This is a genomic window from Paenibacillus sp. FSL W8-1187 (genome assembly GCF_037965485.1).
In the GTDB taxonomy this organism is placed as follows: Bacteria; Bacillota; Bacilli; order Paenibacillales; family Paenibacillaceae; genus Paenibacillus_O; species Paenibacillus_O pasadenensis.
In genome coordinates this window covers 2,546,125-2,569,123 of record NZ_CP150181.1, presented here as the reverse complement: position 1 = coordinate 2,569,123, position 22,999 = coordinate 2,546,125, and the positions used below count along the sequence as shown (strand labels likewise).

At 65.3% G+C, this 22,999-nt stretch carries 23 protein-coding genes; 2 read left to right on the top strand and 21 right to left on the bottom strand.

Annotation, left to right across the window (positions count from 1 at the left end; translation table 11 throughout):
- Positions 1-5: 5 nt before the first annotated feature.
- A complete protein-coding gene (locus NYE40_RS11125) occupies positions 6-1,025 on the bottom strand; it encodes a Gfo/Idh/MocA family oxidoreductase (RefSeq protein WP_028599722.1) in 1,020 nt (339 codons plus the stop codon).
- Positions 1,022-1,873 carry a sugar phosphate isomerase/epimerase family protein gene (locus tag NYE40_RS11120; protein WP_028599723.1) on the bottom strand — a complete coding sequence of 284 codons (852 nt, stop codon included), beginning with the start codon at positions 1,871-1,873 and terminating at the stop codon, positions 1,022-1,024. Before NYE40_RS11120 ends, NYE40_RS11125 begins: the two co-directional genes overlap by 4 nt.
- A 120-nt stretch (positions 1,874-1,993) precedes the next feature.
- Between NYE40_RS11120 and NYE40_RS11115 the strand changes: the two genes are divergently transcribed.
- Both NYE40_RS11115 and NYE40_RS11110 read left to right on the top strand, forming a co-directional pair.
- Entirely contained in the window at positions 1,994-2,962 is a 969-nt protein-coding gene (locus NYE40_RS11115) for an AraC family transcriptional regulator (protein ID WP_052333420.1), read from the top strand.
- Between the two features lie 21 nt (positions 2,963-2,983).
- Positions 2,984-3,178, top strand: coding sequence for a hypothetical protein (locus NYE40_RS11110; RefSeq protein ID WP_028599725.1), 195 nt, complete (start codon positions 2,984-2,986; stop codon positions 3,176-3,178).
- Positions 3,179-3,250: 72 nt separating this feature from the next.
- Here NYE40_RS11110 and NYE40_RS11105 read toward each other — a convergent pair whose 3' ends face one another.
- From NYE40_RS11105 to bshA, 19 genes are all read right to left on the bottom strand, one after another.
- A complete protein-coding gene (locus NYE40_RS11105; protein ID WP_028599726.1) occupies positions 3,251-3,754 on the bottom strand; it encodes a ferritin in 504 nt (167 codons plus the stop codon).
- Positions 3,755-3,782: 28 nt separating this feature from the next.
- A complete protein-coding gene (locus tag NYE40_RS11100; protein WP_028599727.1) occupies positions 3,783-4,013 on the bottom strand; it encodes a DUF1450 domain-containing protein in 231 nt (76 codons plus the stop codon).
- Positions 4,010-4,720: a DnaD domain-containing protein gene (locus tag NYE40_RS11095; protein ID WP_043111606.1), complete on the bottom strand. Its 711-nt coding sequence runs from the start codon at positions 4,718-4,720 to the stop codon at positions 4,010-4,012. The genes NYE40_RS11100 and NYE40_RS11095 overlap by 4 nt, the downstream gene beginning before the upstream one ends.
- Positions 4,720-6,018: an asparagine--tRNA ligase gene (gene asnS / locus NYE40_RS11090; protein ID WP_028599728.1), complete on the bottom strand. Its 1,299-nt coding sequence runs from the start codon at positions 6,016-6,018 to the stop codon at positions 4,720-4,722. The genes NYE40_RS11095 and asnS overlap by 1 nt, the downstream gene beginning before the upstream one ends.
- Positions 6,019-6,060: 42 nt before the next feature.
- A complete protein-coding gene (locus NYE40_RS11085) occupies positions 6,061-7,278 on the bottom strand; it encodes an acetate kinase (RefSeq protein ID WP_028599729.1) in 1,218 nt (405 codons plus the stop codon).
- Positions 7,275-8,147 (bottom strand): 3-hydroxyacyl-CoA dehydrogenase NAD-binding domain-containing protein, encoded by an 873-nt coding sequence (locus tag NYE40_RS11080; RefSeq protein WP_028599730.1) that lies wholly within the window; start codon positions 8,145-8,147, stop codon positions 7,275-7,277. Before NYE40_RS11080 ends, NYE40_RS11085 begins: the two co-directional genes overlap by 4 nt.
- Before the next feature lie 320 nt (positions 8,148-8,467).
- Positions 8,468-9,967, bottom strand: a complete 1,500-nt coding sequence (locus NYE40_RS11075; RefSeq protein ID WP_028599731.1) for an AAA family ATPase — start codon at positions 9,965-9,967, stop codon at positions 8,468-8,470.
- Entirely contained in the window at positions 9,960-10,496 is a 537-nt protein-coding gene (locus NYE40_RS11070) for a hypothetical protein (protein ID WP_052333421.1), read from the bottom strand. The genes NYE40_RS11075 and NYE40_RS11070 overlap by 8 nt, the downstream gene beginning before the upstream one ends.
- Before the next feature lie 150 nt (positions 10,497-10,646).
- On the bottom strand, positions 10,647-11,174 hold the full coding sequence (locus tag NYE40_RS11065; RefSeq protein WP_339279907.1) for a DUF5590 domain-containing protein: 528 nt from the start codon (positions 11,172-11,174) through the stop codon (positions 10,647-10,649).
- Positions 11,174-12,478: an amidohydrolase gene (locus NYE40_RS11060; RefSeq protein ID WP_028599734.1), complete on the bottom strand. Its 1,305-nt coding sequence runs from the start codon at positions 12,476-12,478 to the stop codon at positions 11,174-11,176. The genes NYE40_RS11065 and NYE40_RS11060 overlap by 1 nt, the downstream gene beginning before the upstream one ends.
- Positions 12,453-13,115, bottom strand: coding sequence for a redox-sensing transcriptional repressor Rex (locus NYE40_RS11055; RefSeq protein WP_028599735.1), 663 nt, complete (start codon positions 13,113-13,115; stop codon positions 12,453-12,455). Before NYE40_RS11055 ends, NYE40_RS11060 begins: the two co-directional genes overlap by 26 nt.
- Entirely contained in the window at positions 13,112-15,979 is a 2,868-nt protein-coding gene (gene dinG, locus NYE40_RS11050) for an ATP-dependent DNA helicase DinG (protein ID WP_339279905.1), read from the bottom strand. The genes NYE40_RS11055 and dinG overlap by 4 nt, the downstream gene beginning before the upstream one ends.
- Positions 15,980-16,002: 23 nt before the next feature.
- Positions 16,003-16,845 carry a hypothetical protein gene (locus tag NYE40_RS11045; protein WP_339279903.1) on the bottom strand — a complete coding sequence of 281 codons (843 nt, stop codon included), beginning with the start codon at positions 16,843-16,845 and terminating at the stop codon, positions 16,003-16,005.
- Between the two features lie 149 nt (positions 16,846-16,994).
- Positions 16,995-17,378 carry an aspartate 1-decarboxylase gene (gene panD / locus NYE40_RS11040; protein ID WP_028599737.1) on the bottom strand — a complete coding sequence of 128 codons (384 nt, stop codon included), beginning with the start codon at positions 17,376-17,378 and terminating at the stop codon, positions 16,995-16,997.
- A 5-nt stretch (positions 17,379-17,383) separates the two neighbouring features.
- Complete coding sequence (gene panC, locus NYE40_RS11035; protein WP_052333423.1) at positions 17,384-18,301, bottom strand: pantoate--beta-alanine ligase; 918 nt, start codon at positions 18,299-18,301, stop codon at positions 17,384-17,386.
- Positions 18,298-19,149, bottom strand: a complete 852-nt coding sequence (gene panB / locus NYE40_RS11030) for a 3-methyl-2-oxobutanoate hydroxymethyltransferase (RefSeq protein ID WP_028599739.1) — start codon at positions 19,147-19,149, stop codon at positions 18,298-18,300. The genes panC and panB overlap by 4 nt, the downstream gene beginning before the upstream one ends.
- Before the next feature lie 319 nt (positions 19,150-19,468).
- A complete protein-coding gene (locus NYE40_RS11025) occupies positions 19,469-20,449 on the bottom strand; it encodes a biotin--[acetyl-CoA-carboxylase] ligase (RefSeq protein WP_028599740.1) in 981 nt (326 codons plus the stop codon).
- A 4-nt stretch (positions 20,450-20,453) separates the two neighbouring features.
- Positions 20,454-21,779 (bottom strand): CCA tRNA nucleotidyltransferase, encoded by a 1,326-nt coding sequence (locus NYE40_RS11020; protein WP_043111588.1) that lies wholly within the window; start codon positions 21,777-21,779, stop codon positions 20,454-20,456.
- Positions 21,776-22,942: an N-acetyl-alpha-D-glucosaminyl L-malate synthase BshA gene (bshA, locus tag NYE40_RS11015; protein ID WP_028599742.1), complete on the bottom strand. Its 1,167-nt coding sequence runs from the start codon at positions 22,940-22,942 to the stop codon at positions 21,776-21,778. The genes NYE40_RS11020 and bshA overlap by 4 nt, the downstream gene beginning before the upstream one ends.
- Positions 22,943-22,999: the final 57 nt, after the last annotated feature.

Here is a 22,999-nt window from a genome sequence, read left to right as displayed (position 1 = left end):
CTTCCTCAGCCGACCGGCACCCATTCTCCGCGGCGGTCGGCCGAGGCGATCTCGGCGGCGACGATGCGGATCGTCGCCTTAGTGCTCTCGGGATCCGCTTCCTCGATCGGGGCGCCTGCCAGCAGCCGCTCGACGAAATAACGGAGCTCGTAGTAGTATCCCTCTCCGGGAGCCAGCGCCGCCTCGTAGCCTGGCGCGCCGTCCGGATTGACCCGCAGCCTGCCGCCGGCGAGCTGGACGTTTCCGCGCTCGAACGTCACGCGGAAGCCCATTTCGAAGCCGTAATCGCCGTTGAGCGTCCAGTCGACCTGGGCATGCACGATGCGCGGATCGGCATACCGGTAATGCGTCGAGACGATGTCGTAGCCGCTGCCGGGAATGACGTTCAGGCCGACGGCCGACACCGCCTCCGGCTTGCCGAACAGCCAGTTGACGACGTCCGCGTCATGGACGTGCATGTCGAGGATCGCGCCTCCGCCCTTGTCCTTGTCGAGCACCCACGGTCCCCAGCTCGGCGTGCCGCCGCCCCGGTAAAAGGAAGCGTACGTCACCTCGCCGAGAACGCGGGCGTCGATCAGCCGCTTCAGCTCGACATAGGCCGGCCAGAAGCGCAGGCATTGCCCGATCATGAGCGACCGGTCCGCAGCGGCTGCCGCCCCGATCATCGCCTCGCATTCCGCCTCGTCCATCGCCATCGGCTTCTCGCACAGCACATGCAGGCCCGCCTGCAGGCACTGGATCGTCACGTCCTTATGCAGGTAGGTCGGCAGCGTGATGTCCACCGCATCCAGCTGTTCGCGGGCCAGCATGTCGGCGACCGACTCGTAGGCGGCATACGCGCTCAGATCGGTGACGCTGCCGCCCGCGGCCAGATTGCCGCCGCTCCCCTCGCCGCGCAGCTTGGCCGGATCCGCGTCGCAGATCGCGGCGATCTGCACGGCGACTCCTTCTCGCTCCAGCTGCCGGTAGTTTTCCAAATGCGCCTTGCCCATGAAGCCCATGCCGATGAGGCCGATCCGGATCATGACCGCACGCTCCTTCCGAGGATGGCGTCCATCGCCGCCGACGTATTGAAGACGATCTGCTCGCCATGATGCGCATAGGACGGGATCATCTCCGCCGTCACGTAGCTGTCGTACCCGATCGCTTCCAGCTCGCGCACGACCGCCGGGTAGTCGACGTCCCCGGCCAGCAGGTCCACGAAGCCGTGCAGGCCGCCGGCGGCGCGCCGGTAGTCCTTGAAGTGGACCTTCTTGATGCGCTTGCCGAGGATCGGGATCCAGTGCTCCGGATAGCCCCCGTGCAGGGCGTTGCCGACGTCGAAATAGCTGCCGACCGCCGGCGAGCCGACGGCGTCGATGAAGTCTCTCATTTCCAGCGGCGACAGCAGGAACTTGTTCCACACGTTCTCGATGCCGATGCTCACGCCCAGCCTCTCGGCATCGCCGGCCACCTCCCGCAGCGCCTCCAGCGCGCGCTCGTAGGCGACGTCGTAGCGGACGGCCGGAGCGTCCGGCAGAAAGTCGACGCCGACCGCCCCCGGCACGATCAGAATCGTATCGACCTCCAGCAAGGCGGCGAACTCCAGCTGCCGGCGGACGATCGCCTTCGCCTTGGCGCGCGTCTCGCCGTCGCCGCTCGTAAACGGATACGACCAATACAAGCCGCTGGCCAGGCTGGCGATCTCGATGCCGATGTCCCGCGCCAGCTTCGCATAGGCCTCGATCTGCTGCGGCGTGCTTTCCAGGCTGAGCTCTCCCGTCTCCTCCAGCGCCAGCTCGATGCCGTCGAAGCCGGCCTCCTTGGCGAGCCTCAGGCTCCGTTCCACCGTCGTTCCCGCGGGAAACGACCAGGCGTTGATTCCTTTTTTCATCGTCTCGCTCCTCCTTCAGGCATGATGGCCATCCGCCATCGCCATCCGCCATCAGTATAGCTCTCCCGGAGTCCGTCCGCTTTGCCATCAGCGCCGCCGGATTTGCATTTTTGTGGTAAGATGGGAGCACAACCTGCGCCATGGAAAGGAGCGGTCGAGCTGGAGTTCCATCCGCTGACGCTGAGGCAGGAGCTGGCCGTCGAGCAGCTCATTTCCTTCCACTATTTCGAATATCCGAAGGGCTATCTGTTCGAGGGAGAGTCGCATGACTTCTGGGAGCTGCTCTATGTGGACAAAGGCGAGGTCGAGGTCCGCGCCGACGACCGCCTGCTCCGCTTGAGCCAAGGCAGCATCGTCTTCCACAAGCCCGGCGAGTTCCATACCGTCCGGGTCGGCGAGGAGCATCGGCCGCCGAACCTGATCGTCGTCGCCTTCGTCTGCCGCAGCCCGCTCATGGACCGCCTGCGGGACTGGACCGCCGCGCTGGAGGACGGAGAACGGGCGTGGCTGTCGATGCTGCTGCGCGAAGGCTTCGCGAGCTTTCAGCCTCCCTACCACAACCCGCTCGTGCATGAGCTGCGCCGCGCGCCGGACGCGCCTCCGGGGTCGGAGCAGCTGCTGCGCCTGTCGCTGGAGCTGCTGCTGCTCAGCCAGATCCGCAAGAGCGGCGATCCGTTGCGCCAGGGGGGCGCGCCCGCGATCCAGCCGCTGCCGGCGGAAGGCGCGGACGCGATGGAGCGGCTGGAGGCGTTCGTCGCCGAGCGCATCGGGCTCGGCGAGACTCCGACGCTCGACGACCTGTGCCGCGCCGCCCATCTCGGCCGCAGCCGGCTGCGCGAGCTGACGCAGCAGCATGTCGGGACCGGGCCGATGGAGCTCGTGCGCCGGCTGCGGCTCGACGCAGCCAAGTCGATGATCCGCGAGCGGCGCTACAGCCTCACCGAGATCGCCGACCGCCTCGGCTACTCGAGCCTCCACTACTTCTCGCGCGACTTCAAGCGCCTGACCGGCATGGCGCCGTCCGAGTACGGACGCACCGCCCTGGCCGCCGCAGGCCTGCTCGCGCAGCCGGGACCGGCGAAGCTCTGACCTTGGAAAGGAGCAATCGGAATGGGACCTCATTTGGGGAGAGCCTACGGCATCTGGATTTTTCCCGCCTTCGTGCTGATCGTGCTCGCCGCCGGCTGGCTGAACGGAGATAGGGCATCGACAAAAGAAACGTTCGAATGGCTGACCGACTACGCGGCGCCATGGATCATCATCATGCTGCTGCTCGTGCTCATCCGCCGTCTGCCTCGACGCTGAGCCATGCTGAAAAACGAAGCCCGCCTCCAGCTGGAGACGGGCTTCGTTTTTCGGTTGCGAATGGAACCGGCTCTATTCCGCCGGAGGCGTGAACGAGCGGTTCGCGAACTCGGCGTCCAGCATGTAGAAGGCGTTGCTGTCGGACTCGATCCGCTTGAGCTTTTGGATGATGCCGTCGAAGAGGGCTTCCTCCTCCACCTGCTCGTCGATGAACCACTTCAGGAAGTAGATCGTCGCGTGCTCGCGCTCGTCGAGCGCCAGGTCGGCCAGATGGTAGAAGTTTTTCGTATTCTGCTGCTCGTGCCGGTAGCCGTGCTCGAACACGTCCAGCATCGAATCGTACTCGTTCTTCGGCTCGCGCAAAGCCTGCAGCGTGGCGCGGCGGCCGCGGTCGTTGAGGAACTTGTAGATCTTCATCGCATGGAAGCGCTCCTCCTCGGCCTGGACGAGGAAGAAGTTGGAGAAGCCCTCCAGGCTCTGCCCGGAACAATGCGCCGCCATGGCGAGATACACATGGGCGGAGTAGAACTCGAAGTTCATCTGGTCGTTGAGCGAAGCGGCTAGCTGGTCATTCATCGGAATTCCTCCTTGGATGCGGATAGGGCTAGTTTCGGCGCTCCTTCTCGACCCGCTCCAGCACGCGCCGGGCCAGCTTCTTGGGCTGGCCGGCCTGCACGACGCGGCCCTTGACGACGGCGAAGCAGCGCTCGCGGCACAGCCGGCAGCTGCCGAGGCAGGGCGACTTGCGCAGCTCGATGCCGGGCTCGTCCTTGAGCCTGCGGTAGGCGGGCTTGGACAGGAGCTTCAGGTTGCGCCGGCAAAACCGGATCTTCACTTGGCTCCGCCGCGGAACTTGCGGCTGTGGACGCGCGCTTCCTCCGGCGTGGTGACCCGGTTGCGGCTCCACTCCAGCAGGATGCGGTCGATATAGGTGAAATGCAGCTTGCCCGCGAACACGGCCTCGCGCAGCGCGAAGCGGATCAGCTCGTCGCTGTAGCGGTCCTGGTCCAGCCACATGCTGATGCGCTCGCACTCCATCGGGGAGAGCGGACGGCCGAATTCCTGCTCGAACACCGAGAACAGGTCCGTCGCGGCGGCAGCGGCAGCCGGACGCGGACTCGGCGCCGCCGGCGCGGAGGCGGAACGGTCCGCCTCCGCCGTCCACTCGGCCGCGCGCTCCAGCCAGCCCTGCCAGTTGTAGCGCTCGTAGCGGATGCCGCTGACGCTGTCGAGCGTCTCGTCGATGCGCAGGAAGCCTTCCTTCATGAGGCGGCCGAGCTGCTGCTGCACCGAGCGCGGCGAGATGCCGAGGCGCGTGGCAAGCTCCTCCGGCGTCGGAAAGTCATTGCGCTCCGTATCGCGGAACGCCATCAGCTGCAGCAGCAGCATGAAGTCCGCGTCTCCGAGCCCCAGCTCGCGATAGGAGCGGAGCAGCAGCGCCGGCAGGAAGACGCCTCCCTCGCCCATGACGCGGGCGAGCGCCTCGGCATGGGCGCCGCTGCCGCTGCCGCTGACGCTGCTGCCCCGGTCGCCAGGCCGCATCAAGGATACAGCCGGTAGAGCGTGCGCGGGAACGCGATCGTCTCGCGCACATGCTCCAGCCCGCAGATCCAGGCGACCGTCCGCTCCAGGCCGAGGCCGAAGCCGGAGTGCGGCACCGTTCCGTACGTACGCAGGTCCATGTACCATTGGTACGCCTCGAGCGGCAGGTTATGCTCCTCGAAGCGCTGCGCCATCAGCTCCGGATCGTCGATCCGCTGCGAGCCGCCGATGATCTCGCCATAGCCTTCCGGCGCGATCATGTCGGCGCACAGCACGACCTCCGGACGGTTCGGGTCCGGCTTCATGTAGAACGACTTGATCGAGGCCGGATAGTGCGTGATGAACACCGGACGGTCATGCGCCTGGGCGATCGCCGTCTCGTGCGGAGCGCCGAAGTCCTCTCCCCACGGCACTTCGAAGCCGTTGTTGTTGAGGAAGTCGATCGCCTCGTCGTACGTGATGCGAGGGAACGGCGCCTGGATCGCCTCCAGCTTGGAGATGTCGCGCTCCAGCGTCGTCAGCTCCGGACGGCAGTTGTTCACGACGCTCTGGACGACATGGGCGACGAACTGCTCCTGGATGCGCAGCGACTGCTCGAGGTCGACGAACGCCATTTCCGGCTCGATCATCCAGAACTCGATCAGATGGCGGCGCGTCTTGGACTTCTCGGCGCGGAACGTCGGGCCGAAGCTGTACACCTTGCCGAGCGCCATCGCCGCCGCTTCCATGTACAGCTGTCCGCTTTGCGTCAGGTAGGCGTCCTCGTCAAAATATTTCGTATGGAACAGGTTCGTCGTGCCTTCCGCCGACGTCGGCGTGAGGATCGGCGGATCGACCTGCGTGAAGCCGTTCGTATCGAAGTATTCATTGACCGCGCGCTTGATCTCGGCGCGGATCGTCAGCACGGCGCGCTGCTTGGGCGAGCGCAGCCACAGATGGCGGTGGTCCATCAGGAAGTCGACGCCATGCTCCTTGGGCGTGATCGGGTATTCCTGGGTCACCTGGATGATCTCGATGCCTTCGACGACGAGCTCGTAGCCGGACGGGCTGCGCGGCTCCTCCTTGACGAGGCCGGTCACGTACAGGGAGCTTTCCTGCGTCAGCTTGCCCGCCTGCTCCCAGGTGTCCTCGCTCACCTCGGTCTTGGCGACGACGCCCTGGATGAAGCCGGTGCCGTCCCGCAGCTGCAGGAAGGCGATCTTGCCGCTGGAGCGCTTGCGCTGCAGCCATGCGCCGATGCGCACGCTTTGGCCGACATGGCCGGATACTTCTCGGATGGTGACGAGGGAATCATTCATGATGGCGGTTGGCCCCTTTCGTGTGGATGGATCTGGAATGGATCAGGCCTGCTCCGCTCCGCGCTGACGGGCCAGCTTGAACGTGTCGCGGGCGATGAGCAGCTCCTCGTTGGTCGGCACGACCATGACGGCCACGGACGAGTCCGGCGTCGAGATGACCCGCGCCTCCTTGCTGCGCTGGGCGTTGAGCTCCTTGTCCAGCTTGATGCCGAGGAACGTCAGGCCGTCGCACACATGCTCGCGCAGGACGACGGAGTTCTCGCCGACGCCGGCCGTGAACAGCAGCACGTCGATGCCGTTCATCGCCGCCGCATAGGCGCCGATGTACTTTTTGACCCGGTAGGCGTACATCTCGAAGGCGAGCTTCGCGTTTTTGTCGCCGTCGAACATCGCCTCGGTAATCTCGCGCATGTCGCTGCTGAGCCCGGAGATGGCGAGCAGGCCGCTATGCTTGTTGAGCATCGAGTTGACCTCGGAGAGGGTCAGGTCTTCCTTGTTCATCGTGTACGGCACGATCGCCGGATCGAGATCGCCGCTGCGCGTGCCCATCATGAGGCCCTCGAGCGGCGTCATGCCCATGCTCGTGTCGAACGACTTGCCGTGCAGGATCGCCGTCGCGCTCGCGCCGTTGCCGATATGGCAGCTGACGAGCTTGAGCTCCTCCAGCGGACGGCCGAGCACCTCGGCGGCGCGCTCGCTGACATAGGCGTGGCTCGTCCCGTGGAAGCCGTAGCGGCGGATCGCATGGCGCTTGTACAGCACCATCGGCACCGGATACAGATACGACTGCTGCGGCATCGTCTGATGGAACGCCGTGTCGAACACGACGGCCTGCGTGACGCCCGGCAGCACCGCCTCGACGGCCGTGATGCCCATCATATGGGCCGGGTTGTGCAGCGGCGCCAGGTCGAACAGCTTGCGGATCTCCAGCTTCGTCTCCGGCGTGACGACGGCCGATTCCTTGAACGCCTCGCCGCCGTGCACGACGCGGTGGCCGACGGCGTCGATCTCCTGCACCGAGCGCAGCACGCCGTGCTCGGGATGGGTGAGCATGTCCAGCACGCGCTTGATCGCGCTCGTATGCTCCAGGATCTCGTCGACGATCCGCACCTCGGGACGGCCCTCCGGCTCATGGGTGACGATCGAGGAGTCCATGCCGATCCGCTCGACGCGCCCGCTCGCGAGCACGGACTCGTCCTTCATGTCGTACAGCTGGTACTTCAGCGAGCTGCTGCCCGCATTGATGACGAGAATGTTCATACGCGGTCACCGTCCTCATCGTAAGTGAAGAAGCCCGCGCCGCTCTTGACGCCGAGCTGTCCGCCCCGCACCATCTTCTTGAGAATGAACGACGGGCGGTATTTCAGCTCGCCGTACTCGCGGAACATCGACTCCAGCGCGGCATGCACGGAGTCGAGGCCGAAGCGGTCGGCCATCTCGAACGGCCCGTGCTGGAACGAGTAGCCGATCCGCATCGCGCTGTCGATGTCGTCGACCGACGCGACGCCCTCCTCGAGGATGTGCAGCGCCTCGTTGATGAACAGGCAGATGAGCCGCGTCGTGATGAAGCCCGGCGACTCGAACACCATGACGCCCTTCTTGTCGATCACCTGCTCGACGAAGCCCTTGGTCGACTTGAACGTCGCGTCCGACGTGCGCAGGCCGCGCACGATCTCGACGAGATCGACCTTGAACACCGGATAGACGAAGTGCATGCCGATGACGCGCTCCGGATGCGCCGCCGCGCTCGCCAGCTCCGTCAGCGACAGCGTCGACGTATTGCTCGCGAGGATGACGTCCGGCGGGCAGGCGCGGTCCGCCGCGGCGATGATCGCCTTCTTGCGCTCCAGGTCCTCGGTGATCGTCTCTATGATGAGCTCGCATTGGGAGAAGTCGCTCATGTCCGACACTCCGTGGATGCGGTTCAGGATCAGCTTCTTCTCCGCCTGCGTCAGCGCCCATTTCTCGATCTGCTTGTCCAGGCTGATCTCGATGCTGCGAAGTCCCTGCTCCAGCTTGGCCGGCGTAAGCTCCATGAGGAATACGTCCATGCCTTTGTACGCAAGCATTTCGGCGATGCTCTGGCCCATCGTGCCGGCACCGATGACACCGATCTTTCTAAAATTCACAGTAGGTCCGCTCCAATCTGAAAAGCCTCTATTCTCTCTAAAGCCGCCCCTTATTATACCTTTCCAAGGGGCTGCTGCACAATGTTCCCGGATCTGTATTTTGCACAATCCGGTGACCGAAAATCCGCGCCGCTGCTGGATTTTTATGCGTCAGCGCGGCGATGGGAAGTCACAGATCCGCCCTAATCGGACCCGGTCTGGCGCATTCCTGGCCGCATCGCTCGGCCGCTGCCCGAGCGCCTCCCCAGACAGCATAAAAGACGGGCCGGCGGCCCGTCTGTGATGGATGTATCCATAGGTCAAGCGACGTTGCCGACGGCTCAGGCGCCGACGAGCTGCTCCTCGCGCAGCAGCTCGCGGAACTGCTCGCCGCCAAGCGTCTCTTTTTCGATCAGGATGGCGAGGCTGTGCTCGAACAGAGGGCGGCGCGAGCCGAGCAGCTCCTTGGTGCGCGCCATCAGCCCCTCCAGCACCCCGCCGGTAATCTGCGCCCAGCGGTCCGGCGTCAGCATCCGGTCCTCGACGATGCCGGCCTCGGTGAGCCCGCACTCGACCATCGTGCGCACGATGCTCAGCGCCTGGTCGAAGTCGCCCTTGGAGCCCGTGCTGCGCCCGCCGTAGAACATCTCCTCGGCGGCGGCGCCGGCAAGCGCGATCATGATCTGCGACTCCAGGTAGTCCTTCGTGTAGAGGTAATGGTCCTGCGCGGGATTGTGGCGCACGTAGCCGAGCGCCCCTCCGCGCGGCGAGAGCGCGACCTGCGACACGCTGCCCGGACGCACCAGCTCGGCGGCGATGGCATGTCCGAGCTCGTGGATCGCGACCCGCTCCCGCTCCTCCTTGGTGGACTCGCGGTCCGTCTTCTCGCCCATCATCACCTTGTCGATCGCCATCGACAGATGCTCCTGGCGCACGGACTCGCTGCTCTCGCGCATCGCATAGATCGCCGCCTCGTTCAGCACGCTCTCCAGCTGCGCGCCGGAGAAGCCGAACGACTCCTCGGCGATCTTGTCGAGGCTGACCGCCTCGTCGAGCGGTTTGTTCTTGGCATGGATGGTTAAGATATGAAGACGGCCTTTTTTGTCCGGCAGCTCGACGCCGATATGGCGGTCGAAGCGGCCCGGACGCAGCAAGGCGGAGTCGAGCATCTCCTTGCGGTTCGTCGCCGCCATGATGAGGATGCGCGGGGCGTCGTTCGTATGGATGCCGTCCATCTCGGTCAGCAGCTGGTTGAGCGTCTGGTCGTACTCGCGGTGCTGGCCGCCGTCGCGCTTGCCGCCGATGACGTCGATCTCGTCGATGAAGATGACGGCGTTTTTCTTGCCGGCCTTCTGCGCTTTTTTGCGCGCGTCCTTGAACAGGTCGCGGATGCGGCCCGCGCCGACGCCGACGTACATCTCGACGAACTCGCTGCCCGAGGCGGCGAGATAGACCGAATCCGTATACTGCGCCGCCGCCTTGGCCATCAGCGTCTTGCCGGTGCCCGGAGGGCCGGTCAGCAGGATGCCCTTGAGCGGACGGATGCCGAGCTTGCTGATCTCCTCATGCTTGACCAGAAAGTCGAGCGCCTCGATCAGCTCGACCTTGGCGCGGTCCTGGCCGCCGATATCGTCGAAGGAAAAAGGCTTGGACGTCTTGACCGTCGCGTCCCGCCTGCCGCCTGCCGCCGCGAGCTGCCCCTTGGAGCGCAGCGCGAAGAACAGCACGCCGACGAGCGACAGGGCAAGCAGCAGCGGCACGACATTGACGCCGCGGAACAGCAGAAAGGCCAGCAGAGCGGTCAAAAAGCCGGCGCCGATCTCGGCGCTGTACTTAGGCATTGGGCCATACCCCCATCGTCTCGCCCGCGCGGGGCAGAATGACATACTTCGTATCCGTGCCGTACTCCAGCGTCACATAAACGTTCGCCTGATCCATGGAAGACTTCGCCCGAAGTCCTTCATGGCTTTTTTGCATGGCCGCCAGCGCGTCGGGGATGCGGGAGTACTCCCGGTTCTCCATCGCTTCGGCGATCGTGAACAGCTGGCTCGACCAGATCTCCTCCAGCTTCGGGCTCGTCGGCCCGTCGACCTGCAGCACCAGCTTGCGGGAGCCGATGACCGAGGCGCCTTGACGCAAGATCTGCTCATATATGGTTCGAAGGTCGGCTCCGCCGTTCAGCGTGAGCTTGACCGTGACGACATCCTGGCTAAGGGAGGGTTGGGCGGATGACACGCCCGGCAGCGCTTGTACGGCTTTGCTGAGCGGACGTTCGACAGCGGTCTGCTGATAGGCGTACCAGCCTCCGAACAGCAGCGCGGCCGACACGGCGACAGTGGCGAGAAAAGGCAGCAGCCTCCATTTGATCAAAGCAAAAAGCCCCCTTTAGGATCGAAGCGGCCAGCGGACTGGCCGTCCTCATGCGTATTCGCGCCTTGTGATGGCTTCTAGTATATCACAATTGCTATACGATGAGTATATCACTTCGACTTTGATAGAGGGCAGGCAAATGTGAACAAATCAGGAAGAACGTTTGGCGGTCAAGGAATATGTGGCTCGCTCGGCGCCGGTCTTGAAGTCGTAGAACTCGTAAAAGTAGCGCAGCTGGTCCGTTGTCCGGGAGTAGTACGCTTCCCATGCCGGCGAGCCCTGATGCCAGGCCGGACGGACATGGAGCAGCTTGGCGTCCGGCTTCGCCGCGAGCAGCTTGGCGCGGATGTCCGCCTCCGTCGCGCTCTCCGCCGCATTCTCGGCATAAGGAGCCCGCTCCGGCAGCAGCCAGACGACGAGCTGGCGGCCTTCGGCGGTGCTGCCGCGCACGATCCAAAGCGGCTCGTCCCACACATACTTCTCGGCGGAGGCGACCTCCGTCAGCCCCGCCTGCTCTTTGGCCAAGCTCGCCGCCTGCGCCTCGCCTTGCCAGACCGGCTGCTGGATGCTCCGCAGCTCGGCATGGATTAGCGCCAGCAGCAGGATCAGCGCCAGCACGGCGACGACCGTCCAGCCCCGGCGGGTAAAGTACCAGCGAGGGCTGCGGCTGCGGGCCATCAGGCCCCGGCGAGCCTGCGGTAGCAGGCTTCGGCTTCAGCCAGGATCTTCTCCTCGTCGAGCAGCAGGCAGACGCCGCCCTGCACGACCTGGCGTCCGTCGACCCACACGTCGCGCACGTCGCGTCCCGAAGCGGAATAGACGAGATGGGAGACGATGTCCGTGCGCGGGTAGAAATGCGGCTGGTCGGCGTCCAGCGAGATGAAGTCGGCCTTGAGTCCCGCCTTCAGCGCGCCGAGCTCCGGCTGCCGGATCGTCGCCGCGCCGCCGAGCGTCGCGAGCTGAAGCGCCTGCATCGCCGGCACGACGGTCGGGTCGCCGCTGACGCCCTTGTGGACGAGCGCGGCGAGCCGAATCTCGTCGAACAGGTCGAGATTGTTGTTGCTCGCCGCGCTGTCCGTGCCGAGCGAGACGGCGACGCCGGCCTTCAGCAGCTCCGGCACGCGGGCCACGCCGCTCGCGAGCTTCAGGTTGCTGGCCGGATTATGCGAGACGGCGACGCCGCGCTCGGCGAGCAGCGCGATCTCCTCGTCCGTCAGATGCACCGCATGGGCGACGAAGCTCGGACGGGAGAACAGGCCGAGACGGTCGAGATGCGCCACCGGGCGCAGGCCGTACTCGCGCATGTTCTGCTCGACCTCGGCGCGCGTCTCCGACATATGCGTATGCATCGGCAGGTCGAGATCATGCGCCGCCTGCACGAACGCTTCGATGAACGCCGGCGGGCATGTATACGGCGCGTGCGGGCTCATCATCGTCGCGATGCGGCCGTCCGCCGCGCCGTTCCAGTCCTTGGCGAACTGGACCGCCTCCGCCAGCTTCTCGCGCTGCACCTCTTCCGGGCAAAGGCCGATCGCGCCGCGCATCAGCACGCCGCGCATGCCGGAGCGCTCCACGACCTGGGCGACCTGATCCATCCGGTCGTACATGTCGACGAATGTCGTCGTGCCGCTTTTGAGCATCTCCAGCACGGCCAGCGAGGTGCCCCACTTGACGTCGGCGTCCGTGAATTTCGCTTCCATCGGCCACATGTAGTCCTGCAGCCACGTCTGCAGCGCCTCGTCATCCGAGAAGCCGCGCAGCAGCGACATCGCCGCGTGGCCATGCGTGTTGATCAGTCCCGGCATGTAGACGCGCCGGCTGCCGTCGATCCGCACGGAGATCTCGTCGGCCTCCTGCGGACGCTCTTCTCCGATATAGACGATGCGGTCGCCGTCGACGACCATATGGCCGCGCACGACCGGCTGGGCTTCGTCCATCGTCACGAACGTCCCGTTTTCAATCCACCATTTGCTCATGTTCATCCGTCCCGTCTTTATCCATATAGTAGGCCAAGCTCAGCAGCTGCGTCGTGAAGTCGGCGTAGTGGATCCGCACCTTGTCCGGAGCCTTGAGCACGACCGGCGCGAAGTTGAGGATGCCCGTCACGCCCGCCTCGATGAAGCGGTCGGCGACGTTTTGCGCCTCCGCGGCCGGCACCGTGATGATGCCGATCTGGATGCCGTCCTCCCGCACCTTGTCCTTAAGCTGCTCGATCGGCAGCACCTCGAGCCGGTTGATCCGCTTGCCGATCTTCGCGGGGCTCGCGTCGAACACGGCCGTGATCTTCATGTTGTCCTTGACGTAGCTGCTGTAGTTGCACAGCGCGTGGCCCAGGTTGCCTGCGCCTGCGAGCGCGACCTTCATCGGCTGGTCGAGCTTCAGGATGCCGCGGATCTTCTCGATCAGATAGTTGACGTCGTAGCCGACGCCCTTGCGTCCGAACTCGCCGAAATAAGCCAGATCCTTGCGGATCTGGGCGGGGTTGAGATCGAGCTTGCGCCCGAGCTCCTGGCTGCTGACGGTCTGCACGTCGCGCACGTGCAGGTCGTTCAGCACCTGCAGATAGACCGGCAGCCGCCGCACGACCGCCTCGGATATCGGTTTGCCCTGCTTGCTCATGGCTGCTCGGCCTCCTTCGGTTCGCCCTGCAGCCACTCCCTCATGCGGGAGGTGAACTGCTCGGCATGCATCGTTTCAATTTTAGGGCCGGGCAGCGAATAGAGGAAGTGCTTCCCGTAAAACGTGTCGATGACGCGCGTATCGTACAGCAGCACGATGCCTTTGTCGCGGGACGTGCGGATGAGCCGGCCGAAGCCCTGCTTGAAGCGGATGACCGCCTGCGGCACCGACAGCTTCATGAACGGATTCTGCCCCGCCTCCTGCAGCAGCTCCGCCTTGGCCTCCTGCAGCGGATGGTTCGGCGGCTGGAACGGCAGCCTCACGATCGCGAGGCAGACGAGCGCGTCGCCGGGAATGTCCACGCCTTCCCAGAAGCTGCTCGTGCCGAGCAGCACCGAGGCAGGCTGCTGGCGGAACAGCCGCGTCAGCTTGCTGCGGTTGCTGCTGTCGACTCCCTGACCGAGCACCTGGATGCCCGCTCCGGCGAGCGCTTCCTTGAGCGGCTCGTACACTTCCTTGAGCATCCGGTAGCTCGTGAACAGGACGAGCATCCGCCCGCCCGTCTCGATGGCCGACGCCGACAGCGAGCCGACCAGCTTGGCCATATAGGCCGGATCGGCCGCGGCTCCCTTCACCTTGGGGAAGTCCCGCGGAATCATGACGAGCGCCTGCGAGCGGTACTGGAACGGCGAAGGCAGCTGCACCGTGCGCGCCCGGCGCTCGTCGCCGATGCCCAGCCCGAGCTGCTCGGCGGCGTACTGGAACGTCTTGCCTACGGTGAGCGTCGCCGACGTGATGACGACGCTTTTCTTGCTGTCGAAGAAATGCTCCTTGATCTGCGCGCTCACGTCGGCAGGCACCGTATGGAGCTGCACGCTCTTGGTCCTCGCGCTCTGATAGGATTCGATCCAGTACACCATCTCCGGCTTGTCCGCCCGCACGAACACCTTGAGCTCGTCGCGGATCCGCCCGGCGTCCTTGACCGCTCCGGCGAGGTCGGTGATCATGCCCTGCAGCGACAGGTCGTCGAGCTTGTCCTTCATGTCCGAGCTCATCTTGTCCAGCACCTTGACGACCTGGTTCATCTCCTTGAAAAACAGCGACTCCTCGAACTCGATCGCTTCCCATGCTTTCGGGAGCGCTCCCGGCTTGAGCCGCAGGATCGTCTGTCCCGCCTCGGCCGCGCCGGCTCCGGCGCTCGGAGAAGCGAGCGCCTGCAGCAGCTCGAACAGCTTCTCCCACGTATCCTTGAGCGAGCCGAAGCGCGGGATGACCTCGTCGAGCTGCTCCGTCCATTTGGCCGTCTCGTCGGCATCCTCGCCCTGGATCTGCATGCGCAGCTGCGGCAGCAGGCCGTTCCTCGAATCCTTGGCCAGCCGGTTCGCCAGGTTGAGGAAGCCGTAAAAGCCGAGCTGCTGCCCCAGATGCTTGCCGGCCACCTCCTCGAGCTGATGGCCCTCGTCGATGACGAGGTATTCGTAGGAAGGCAGCAGCCGGTGGTCGGCGCGGATGTCGGTGAACAGCAGCGAGTGGTTCGTGATGACGATGTCGGCGAGGTTCGACTCCTGCTTGGCCCGGTGGTAGAAGCAGCGCTTGAACCACGGACAGGCGCGGTTCAGGCAGGAATCCGCATCGCTTGAGACCGTGTTCCAGAACTCCGCGCCGCGGTTGCCGAAGTTCAGCTCCTCCTGGTCGCCCGTCTCCGTCTCGCCGAGCCAGACGAGCATCTGCGAGGCGGTCTGCCGCTCCTCGCTGCCCGCCGCCAGCTCCAGCGTTTGCAGCCGCGTCTCGAACTTGCGCAGGCACATGTAGTTGCCCCGGCCCTTGAAGACGCTTGCGCGGAACTTGAACGGCAGCACATCGCGCAGCAGCGGCAGGTCGCGTTGGCGCAGCTGCTCCTGCAGATTGATCGTGTGCGTGCTTATGACGATCTTGCGCTCGTTTTTGATTCCGAAATAGAGCGAAGGAATGAGATAGCCGAGCGATTTGCCCGTGCCGGTGCCGGCTTCGATCAGCAGATGCCGGCTGTTCTCGAAGGCGTCGTTCACTTCGCGGAACATCGTCGTCTGCGCCTCGCGCTCCTCGTAGTCGGGAAACAGCGTCTCGAAGCCGGTCTTGACCATCTCCAGGTAGTCCTCGAAGCTGGCGTCCGCAAGCGGATTGGCCTGCTCCTCCTCGCGGGCAGGCTCCTCCTCGGTCCAGTCCCCGGCCGACATCGCCACGCCGCGATAGTACTTGTGGGAGTCCGTATCGAGCGCGGAGCGGAGCTGCTTGGCTTCAAGCTCGAGCGCCAGCAGCCAGCCGAGATCGCTGTCCCGGATGAAGGAGGCCAGATGCTCGACGGTCAGCAGCGGCAGCGATCGGAGCTTTTTCAAGCACTCCGAGAACAGGATCGCCGTCGCCATCGCATCGCTGTCCGCCCGGTGATGCTGGTCGTGGCGGATGCCGAACTGCTCCGATACGGCTCCGAGCTGATACGACGGCAGCGAAGGGAACAGCATCCGCAGCAGCTCGACCGTATCAAGCCTGCGGCCGGCGAACGGCGAATAGCCGGCGCGGTCGAGCGCCATATTAAGGAAGCCGGCGTCGAAGCCGACATTATGTCCGACCAGCACGGCATCGTCCAGCAGCGGGATCAGCTCGAGCAGCAGCTCGTCCGGCTCCGGAGCGTCCCGCACCATCTCGTCGTCGATGCCCGTCAGCTGGGTGATGAAGGCAGGGATCCCCCTGCTCGGACGCACGAAAGAGCTCAGTGTCTGTACGACATTGAACTCTTCGTCCATCAGCACGAGGCCGATTTGTATGAGATCATCTTCCGAGGCGTTCGTCCCGGTCGTTTCCACGTCGAGTACCGCATAATTCATTGACAGCCGATCTTCCTCTCCGATCAAGTCAGCTCCGCGCTTCCGAAATAAAGGGATAAGGGCCCATGCGCCTGATGGCATGACTTGAGGTTGATAGCCGGATCCTCGAAGCTCGGATCCATCTTGAGCGCTTGACGGAACAGCCGTTCCGCAAGCTCCATGTTGAGCCGCACCGCCTGGATGCAGCCTAGCGCGTTGAAGCTGATCGCCTGCCAGCGCGGATGCTCCGTCAGCGTGGCGAGCAGCTTAAAGTGCAGCTCCGCGTCGTTCCACTGCTTCGTGTGCATGAGCGACATCGCCAAGTACAGGCGAGCCAGATTGCATTCCGGGGCGAGCCGCACCGCATCCGCGAAATGGCGGATCGCCTGGGGGAACATGAACAGGTTGAAATAGCCTTGACCCTTGGCGACGCATGCCGCGAGCTCCTCGTCCGACACCGGCTCCGACATGCCGGCCGCCGGGGGCAGCAGTCTCGTGTCGGCCTGCGGCTGCTGCCCCGGGGCTGCGGGCTGCTTTGAGCCGCCAGAGCCCGGAGGCTCCTGCATGAGCGGCAGCTGAGCCTTGGCGAAGCGCGAAGCGGCGGCTTCGCCCCCACGGCTGCGGCCGGACTGCGGCTCGCTCGCGCGAGACAGGCCGGACAGGCCGCCGCCGAGGCCTGCGGCTGCGGCCTCTTGCGGATAGGCGTCCTGGAAGTCCGCCAGTTTTTCCTCGAAGGCCAGCCATTCCTCGATGAATTGATCGCTTGCCGCGCGAAGGTGGATCAGCTGCTTCAGCAGCTGCTCGCGCTCGTTCGGACTGCAGCCGGGACAGCGAAGCATGATGTCGTCCAGCATCTCGTTCATGACGGCAAACATCGGCTCAAACATCCGTTCACACCGCCTTCGGCTATGGAATGAGGGGAAAGGATTCGTCATAAATGCGCGGCTGCGAAGCCGTACCCTCATTCTGCTTCCGAAGCGCCCCCCCTATACCCGGCGGCGGCAGTTCCCTGAGGCGGACGCATCAGGAAGCTCGCTTACCGAATAACGGCGTGCACCTCGTGATCCATCACCTCGGCCGGCCGGTTGTCCTCGTTCAAAATGACGACGCGCGGCCGATAGGTCCGGGCTTCCGCTTCTTCCATCGAAGCGTAGGAGATGATGATGATCTTGTCGCCGGGCTGCACGAGCCGGGCGGCGGCGCCGTTCAGGCAGATGACCCCGCTGGCTCGCGGTCCCGGAATGACGTACGTCTCCAGACGGGCGCCGTTGTTGTTGTTGACGATCTGGACCTTTTCGTTGGCCCACAGATCGGCCGCTTCCATCAGGTCCTCGTCGATCGTGATGCTGCCCACATAGTTCAGGTTCGCTTCCGTCACGGTCGCGCGGTGCAGCTTGGATTTCATCATGGTGCGTTGCATCGGGTTCAGGCTCCCTTCTTGGGAAATATCGCGTTGTCGATGAGCCGGGTGCCGCCGAATTTGACCGCGAGCGCCAGCAGCGCTTCCGACTGCCCGAGCGCGGCGCTCAGCGGCTGCTCCGGAGGGATCGCGGCGAGCGACGGGTACAGCCGCAGCTCGGCGTAGTCGATGTCGGCGAGCGGCGAGCGCAAGATCGCTTCGCGCGCGCGCCGCTGCAGCTCGCCGGCCGTCATGCCCGGCTCCGACGCCCACTGCTTCGCCTTGTCCAGCGTGCGCGACAGCACGAGCGCCTCGGCGCGCTGCTCCGGCGACAGGTAGACGTTGCGCGAGCTGAGCGCCAGTCCGTCCGGCTCGCGCAGCGTCGGGCAAGGCACGATCTCGACGTCGAAGTTCAAGTCGTCGGCCATCTGACGCACGACGGCGACCTGCTGCGCGTCCTTGAGGCCGAAATAGGCCTTCGTCGGAGCGACGAGGTGGAACAGCTTGGCGACGACCGTGCCGACGCCGTCGAAGTGGCCCGGCCGGGAAGCGCCGCATAGCGCCTCGGTCACGTCGCTGACGAGCACTCGCGTCAGCGGACGTCGAGGATACATCTCCTCGACGCTCGGCATGAATACGATGTCCGCCCCTTCGCGGCGCGCGACCTCGAGATCGCGGGCCTCGTCGCGCGGATAGCGGTCCAGATCCTCCGTCGGCCCGAACTGCAGCGGGTTGACGAAGATCGACAGCACCGTCAGCCCGTTTTCCGCAGCGCTGCGGCGGATGAGGCTGCCGTGGCCGTCATGCAGATAGCCCATCGTCGGCACGAGGCCCGTCTGCAGGCCGGGCGCGCGCTCGCGGCGCTCGCGCAGCAGCCCTTTCAGCTCGGCTACCGTGCGCGCGACGATCGGCGCCTTCGGCTTCGCTTCCGTCAGCACGCTCATTTGGAGCCTCCTCCATAAACGGCAGCCGGCTGCGCGGCGGACACGCCGAACGTATGCTCCTCCGTCGGGAAGCGGCGAGCCTTCACGTCCTCGACAAAGCCGCCGAGCGCCTCGCGGATCTGCGTGCCGACATCGGCATACGTCTTGACGAACTTCTTGGGCGTATAGGGCGAGGCATATTGAATGACGTCGTGGTAGACGAGCACCTGGCCGTCGCAGCCGGCGCCGGCGCCGATGCCGATCGTCGGGATGTCGAGCCGGCGCGAGATGTCCTCGGCCAGCGGCCCGAGCACGAGCTCCAGCACGACCGCATAGGCGCCGGCCTGCTGCAGCGCGAGCGCGTCGTCCAGCAGCCGGGCCGCTTCAGCCTCGAGCTTGCCTTGAATTTTGTAGCCGCCCATCTGGTGGACCGACTGCGGCGTCAGGCCGATATGGCCGATGACGGGGATGCCGGCATCGACGCAAGCCTTCACATGCTCGGCCACCTCGGCGCCTCCCTCGATCTTGACCGAGTGGGCATGCCCTTCCTGCATGAGCCGCGCCGCTCCCTGCAGCGTATGCTCGCGGCTGATCCGCGCCGTCATGAACGGCATGTCGACGATGCGGAACGTATTCGCCGCCCCGCGGGCGACGGATCGCGCATGATAAATCATATCTTCCAGCGTGACCGGCACGGTCGTGTCGTAGCCGAGCACGACATTGCCCAGCGAGTCGCCGACCAGCAATGTGTCGACTCCCGCTTCCTCGGCCAGCTTGGCGGAAGGATAATCGTACGCCGTCAGCATCGTGATCGGCACGCCCTCTCTTTTCATCCGCTGCAGCTTGGTTGTCGTCAACGCTTGTTTCATGTTCGTTTTCCCCTTTCGGAACCTCTTGGCTTAGTGTGAACACAAAAAAACCTTTTAGCCTCTGCTAAAAAGTCCAGCCCGAAAAAGGATGTCCTGCCGGCAGCGCTCCTCTCGCCGTCACGGTCCGTCATGCGGCTCCGCGCGCCGAGCTCTCGCTCCCGCGTTCATGCCTTCTTATGAAGCAGCAGACTTATGGAGCCGTCTGCCCGGCTGCGCCAGTGCGGTTCCGGCCTATCGGCCCTTGATACCGCCTGGTCACACCCAGTATAGCAGATCGAGCCGCATGCGTAAACGAAGGCCGAAGGCGCTTGCACGCCGATCACGCCCGGATCGGCTCGCCCATCTGGGCCGAGAACAGCGTCCGCTCCGAACCGTCCGCCATCCGGACGATCAGCGCGCCGGACTCATGCAGGCCGAGCGGAGTCGCGACGATGTCGCCCTGCGGCGTGCGGAGCTCCGTCTCGCGATGCAGCGAGACCGACAGCGCCTCCCAGAGCGTCCGCACCAAGCCGAAGCCTTCGGCCAAATAGAGCCGGTACAGCCGCTCCCACTCGAGCAGGAACGCCGCCGCCAGGGCGCCGCGCGAAAAGCTGCGGCCGGCGGCCATGCGCAGCGAGACGGCCTTGTCCAGCAGCTCCGGCGGATAGTCGGCCTCGCTCAGGTTGACGCTGATGCCGATGCCGGCCACGACATGCCGGAGCCGCTCGTCCTCGGCGGCCGACTCCAGCAGGATGCCGCTCAGCTTGCGGCCGTCGACGAGCAGGTCGTTCGGCCACTTGATGCCGATATCGAGCCCGGTCTCCGCGCGCAGCGTCCGGCAGAGCGCGACCGCGGCCAGCAGCGTCAGCTGCGGCGCGCTGCCGACCGGCAGCTGCGGCCGCAGGATCAGGCTCATCCAGAGCCCTTTGCCGTACGGCGACACCCAGCCCCGGCCCATGCGCCCGCGGCCGCTCAGCTGCTGCTCGGCGATGACGAGCGTGCCTTCCTCGGCGCCTTGCTGCGCGAGCTGCTGGGCGACGTTCTGCGTCGAGTCGATCTTGTCCAGCACGACAAGCCTGCGGCCGAAGCTCTCCGTCCGCAGCTGCGCGCCGATCGACTCCGCATCCAGCGGCTCGGGACGGCCGACGAGCCGGTAGCCGAGCTTGCGCGAGGCTTCGAACTCCACGCCCTGGTCCTGCAGCCGGCGGATGCCTTTCCATACCGCGGTCCGGCTGACGCCGAGCTCGCGGCTCACCTCCTCGCCGGAGCGAAAGCGCTCGCCCGATTCCTCGAACAGCTCCAGCAGCCTTTCCAGATCCATGTCCCTACTCTCCTTCCATCCAGGAAACAGCCAGCTTCGCCAGCGCTTCCGTCTCGTTCGGCGCCTCGCCGAGCATGACCGCCTCCAGCAGCCGCTTCAGCAGCGGCCCCAGCCAAGGCCCGGGCCGGCGGCCGAGCTGCCGCTGCAGCAGCCGGCCGTCGATCGCCAGCTCCTTGAGCGTGCGGGCGGGCAGCTGCTCCAGCCAGCCGCTCAGGAGGGCGGCTGGCGGCGCCGCGCCGGCGGGAAACAGCTGCGGCGCCAGGCCGGCCCGCTCCGCCGCGGCAAGAAACGCCAGCCCCTCGCGGACCGGCTCCTCGCCAAGCTCCAGCACGAGCCGCGCCAAGCCGTCCCGCTGCGGATCGCGGCCGAGCCGCTGCACGCCCGCATGGAACGCCAGCACGGCGGCAAGCCGCTCCTGGCGGGCCAAGCTGAACCGCAGCGTCGCAAAGCTCATCTTCGCTTCGTCCGCGAAGCCTTGCATCGCCTGATCTGCCGTCAGTCCCAGCAGCAGATGCAGCGCCGCCCAGCCGTCGTCCGGCCGCTGCAGCCGGCTCGCCGCCTGCAGCGGCGCGGCCAGTCCGCGTCCATGCGCAGAGCAGGCGCCAGCCGCCCGCGCCAGCGCCGGAATCGGTTCCTTGAATCGATCCGCCAGCCCCGACGCGGCCAGCAGCGCCGCCCCGCGGGCAAGCCCGCCGCCGGCCAGCAGCTTGTCCAGCTCGGCGCCGACCCGCTCCATCGCGATCAGCCGCATTCCTTCGCGCCCGGCCTTCAGCCCGCGCCAGGCGGACGGAGCGAAGCTCAGCCCGTAGACGGCGGCGAAGCGGATGCCGCGCAGCAGCCGCAAGGCATCCTCGGCGAAGCGTTCCTCAGCCGCGCCGACCGCTCTCAGCGTCCGGTTCCGCAAATCCGCTTGGCCTCCGAACGGATCGGTCAGCCTTCCGCTCCGATCCATCGCCATCGCGTTGATAGTGAAGTCCCGCCGCCGCAGATCCTCCTCCAGGCTGCGAACGAACCGGACCTCGTCCGGCCGCCTCGCATCGCCGTACTCGCCGTCCGTCCGGAAGGTCGTCAGCTCGTAAAGCCGTCCGCCGTGCCGGACGGTCACCGTCCCGTGCCGCAGTCCCGTCGGAATCGCATCGGGAAACAGCTCCATCGCCTCCTCCGGCGTCGCCGAGGAGGCGATGTCCACGTCATGCAAAGGCAGGCCGAGCAGCAGGTCGCGCACGCACCCGCCGACGAAGACCGCTTGGAAGCCGGCCTCCTCGAGCCGAAGCAGCACCGGCAGCGCCGCTTGCATCTGCGGATCGAGCGGGATGGCTCCGCCTTTCATCCGCGGCAAGCCTGCATCGGGAGCTCCGCCTCGAGTCCGAGCACCCGGTAATAGATCTTTTCGTATTCGAGCGTGATCCGGTCGTTGCAAAATTCCTCGCAGGAGCGCTTGATGCACGCCTCGCGGAACTGCTCATACATCGCCTCGTTCGTCAGCAGGCGGACGGCGTTGCGGGCCATGTCCGCCGTATCTCCGACCGGCGACAGGAATCCGGTCCGCTCATGCGCCACAAGCTCGGGGATGCCGCCTGCGGTCGAGCCGATCGTCGGGACGCCGCATCCCATCGCCTCGAGGGCGACGAGCCCGAAGCTTTCCTTTTCGGACGGCAGCAGCAGCAGGTCGGCGAGCGAGATGATCTGCGCCACATCCTCCTGCTTGCCGAGGAAATGGACGCGGTCCTCCAGCCCCATCTCCTGAATCTGAAACTGGATTCGCGACAGTTCAGGCCCTTCTCCGACCAAAAGCAGCTTCGAGGGGACATGCTCATTGACGCGGCGGAAAATATCAATGACGTCTCCGACGCGCTTGACCGGACGGAAATTGGAAATATGCATGAGGATCTTTTCATGCGGCAAGGCGTAGTCATCCCGCATCGAGCCCGTGTCTCGCGGGTAGTAGACGCGCTTGTCGACGAAGTTGTACGTCAGGTCGATATCACGCGTAATGTCCATCAGCTCGCGCGTCTCGCGGATGAGATCCTTGGATACGGCGGTGACGGCGTCGCTTTCGTTGATCGCGAGGCGGATCAGGCTTTTCAGCGACTCGTCTTGGGCCAGCACCGTAATGTCGGTCCCGTGCAGCGTCGTCACCGTCTTCAGGCCGGAGCCGTTCATCATCTGCTTGGCGAGGAAGGCGCATACGGCATGCGGCACCGCATAATGCACATGCAGCAGATCCAGGTTCTGCATCGCGGCGACCTGGGCCATCTTGCTGGCGAGGCTCAGATCGTACGGCGGATAGCGGAAAACGTAATACTGGTTGACCTCGACCTCGTGATAGAAGATGTTCTTGTGGAACTGGCCGAGGCGGAACGGAATGCTGTGCGTGATGAAATGGATTTCATGCCCTTTTTCCGCGAGCAGCTTGCCGAGCTCGGTCGCCACGACCCCGGATCCGCCGAGGGTCGGATAGCACGTGATGCCGATCTTCAGTTTTCTGGACATGATCGTTCCTCCTGGGTGAAGCCGGAACCGGGTCCGGCTTCGGCGTGGATGCCTGAT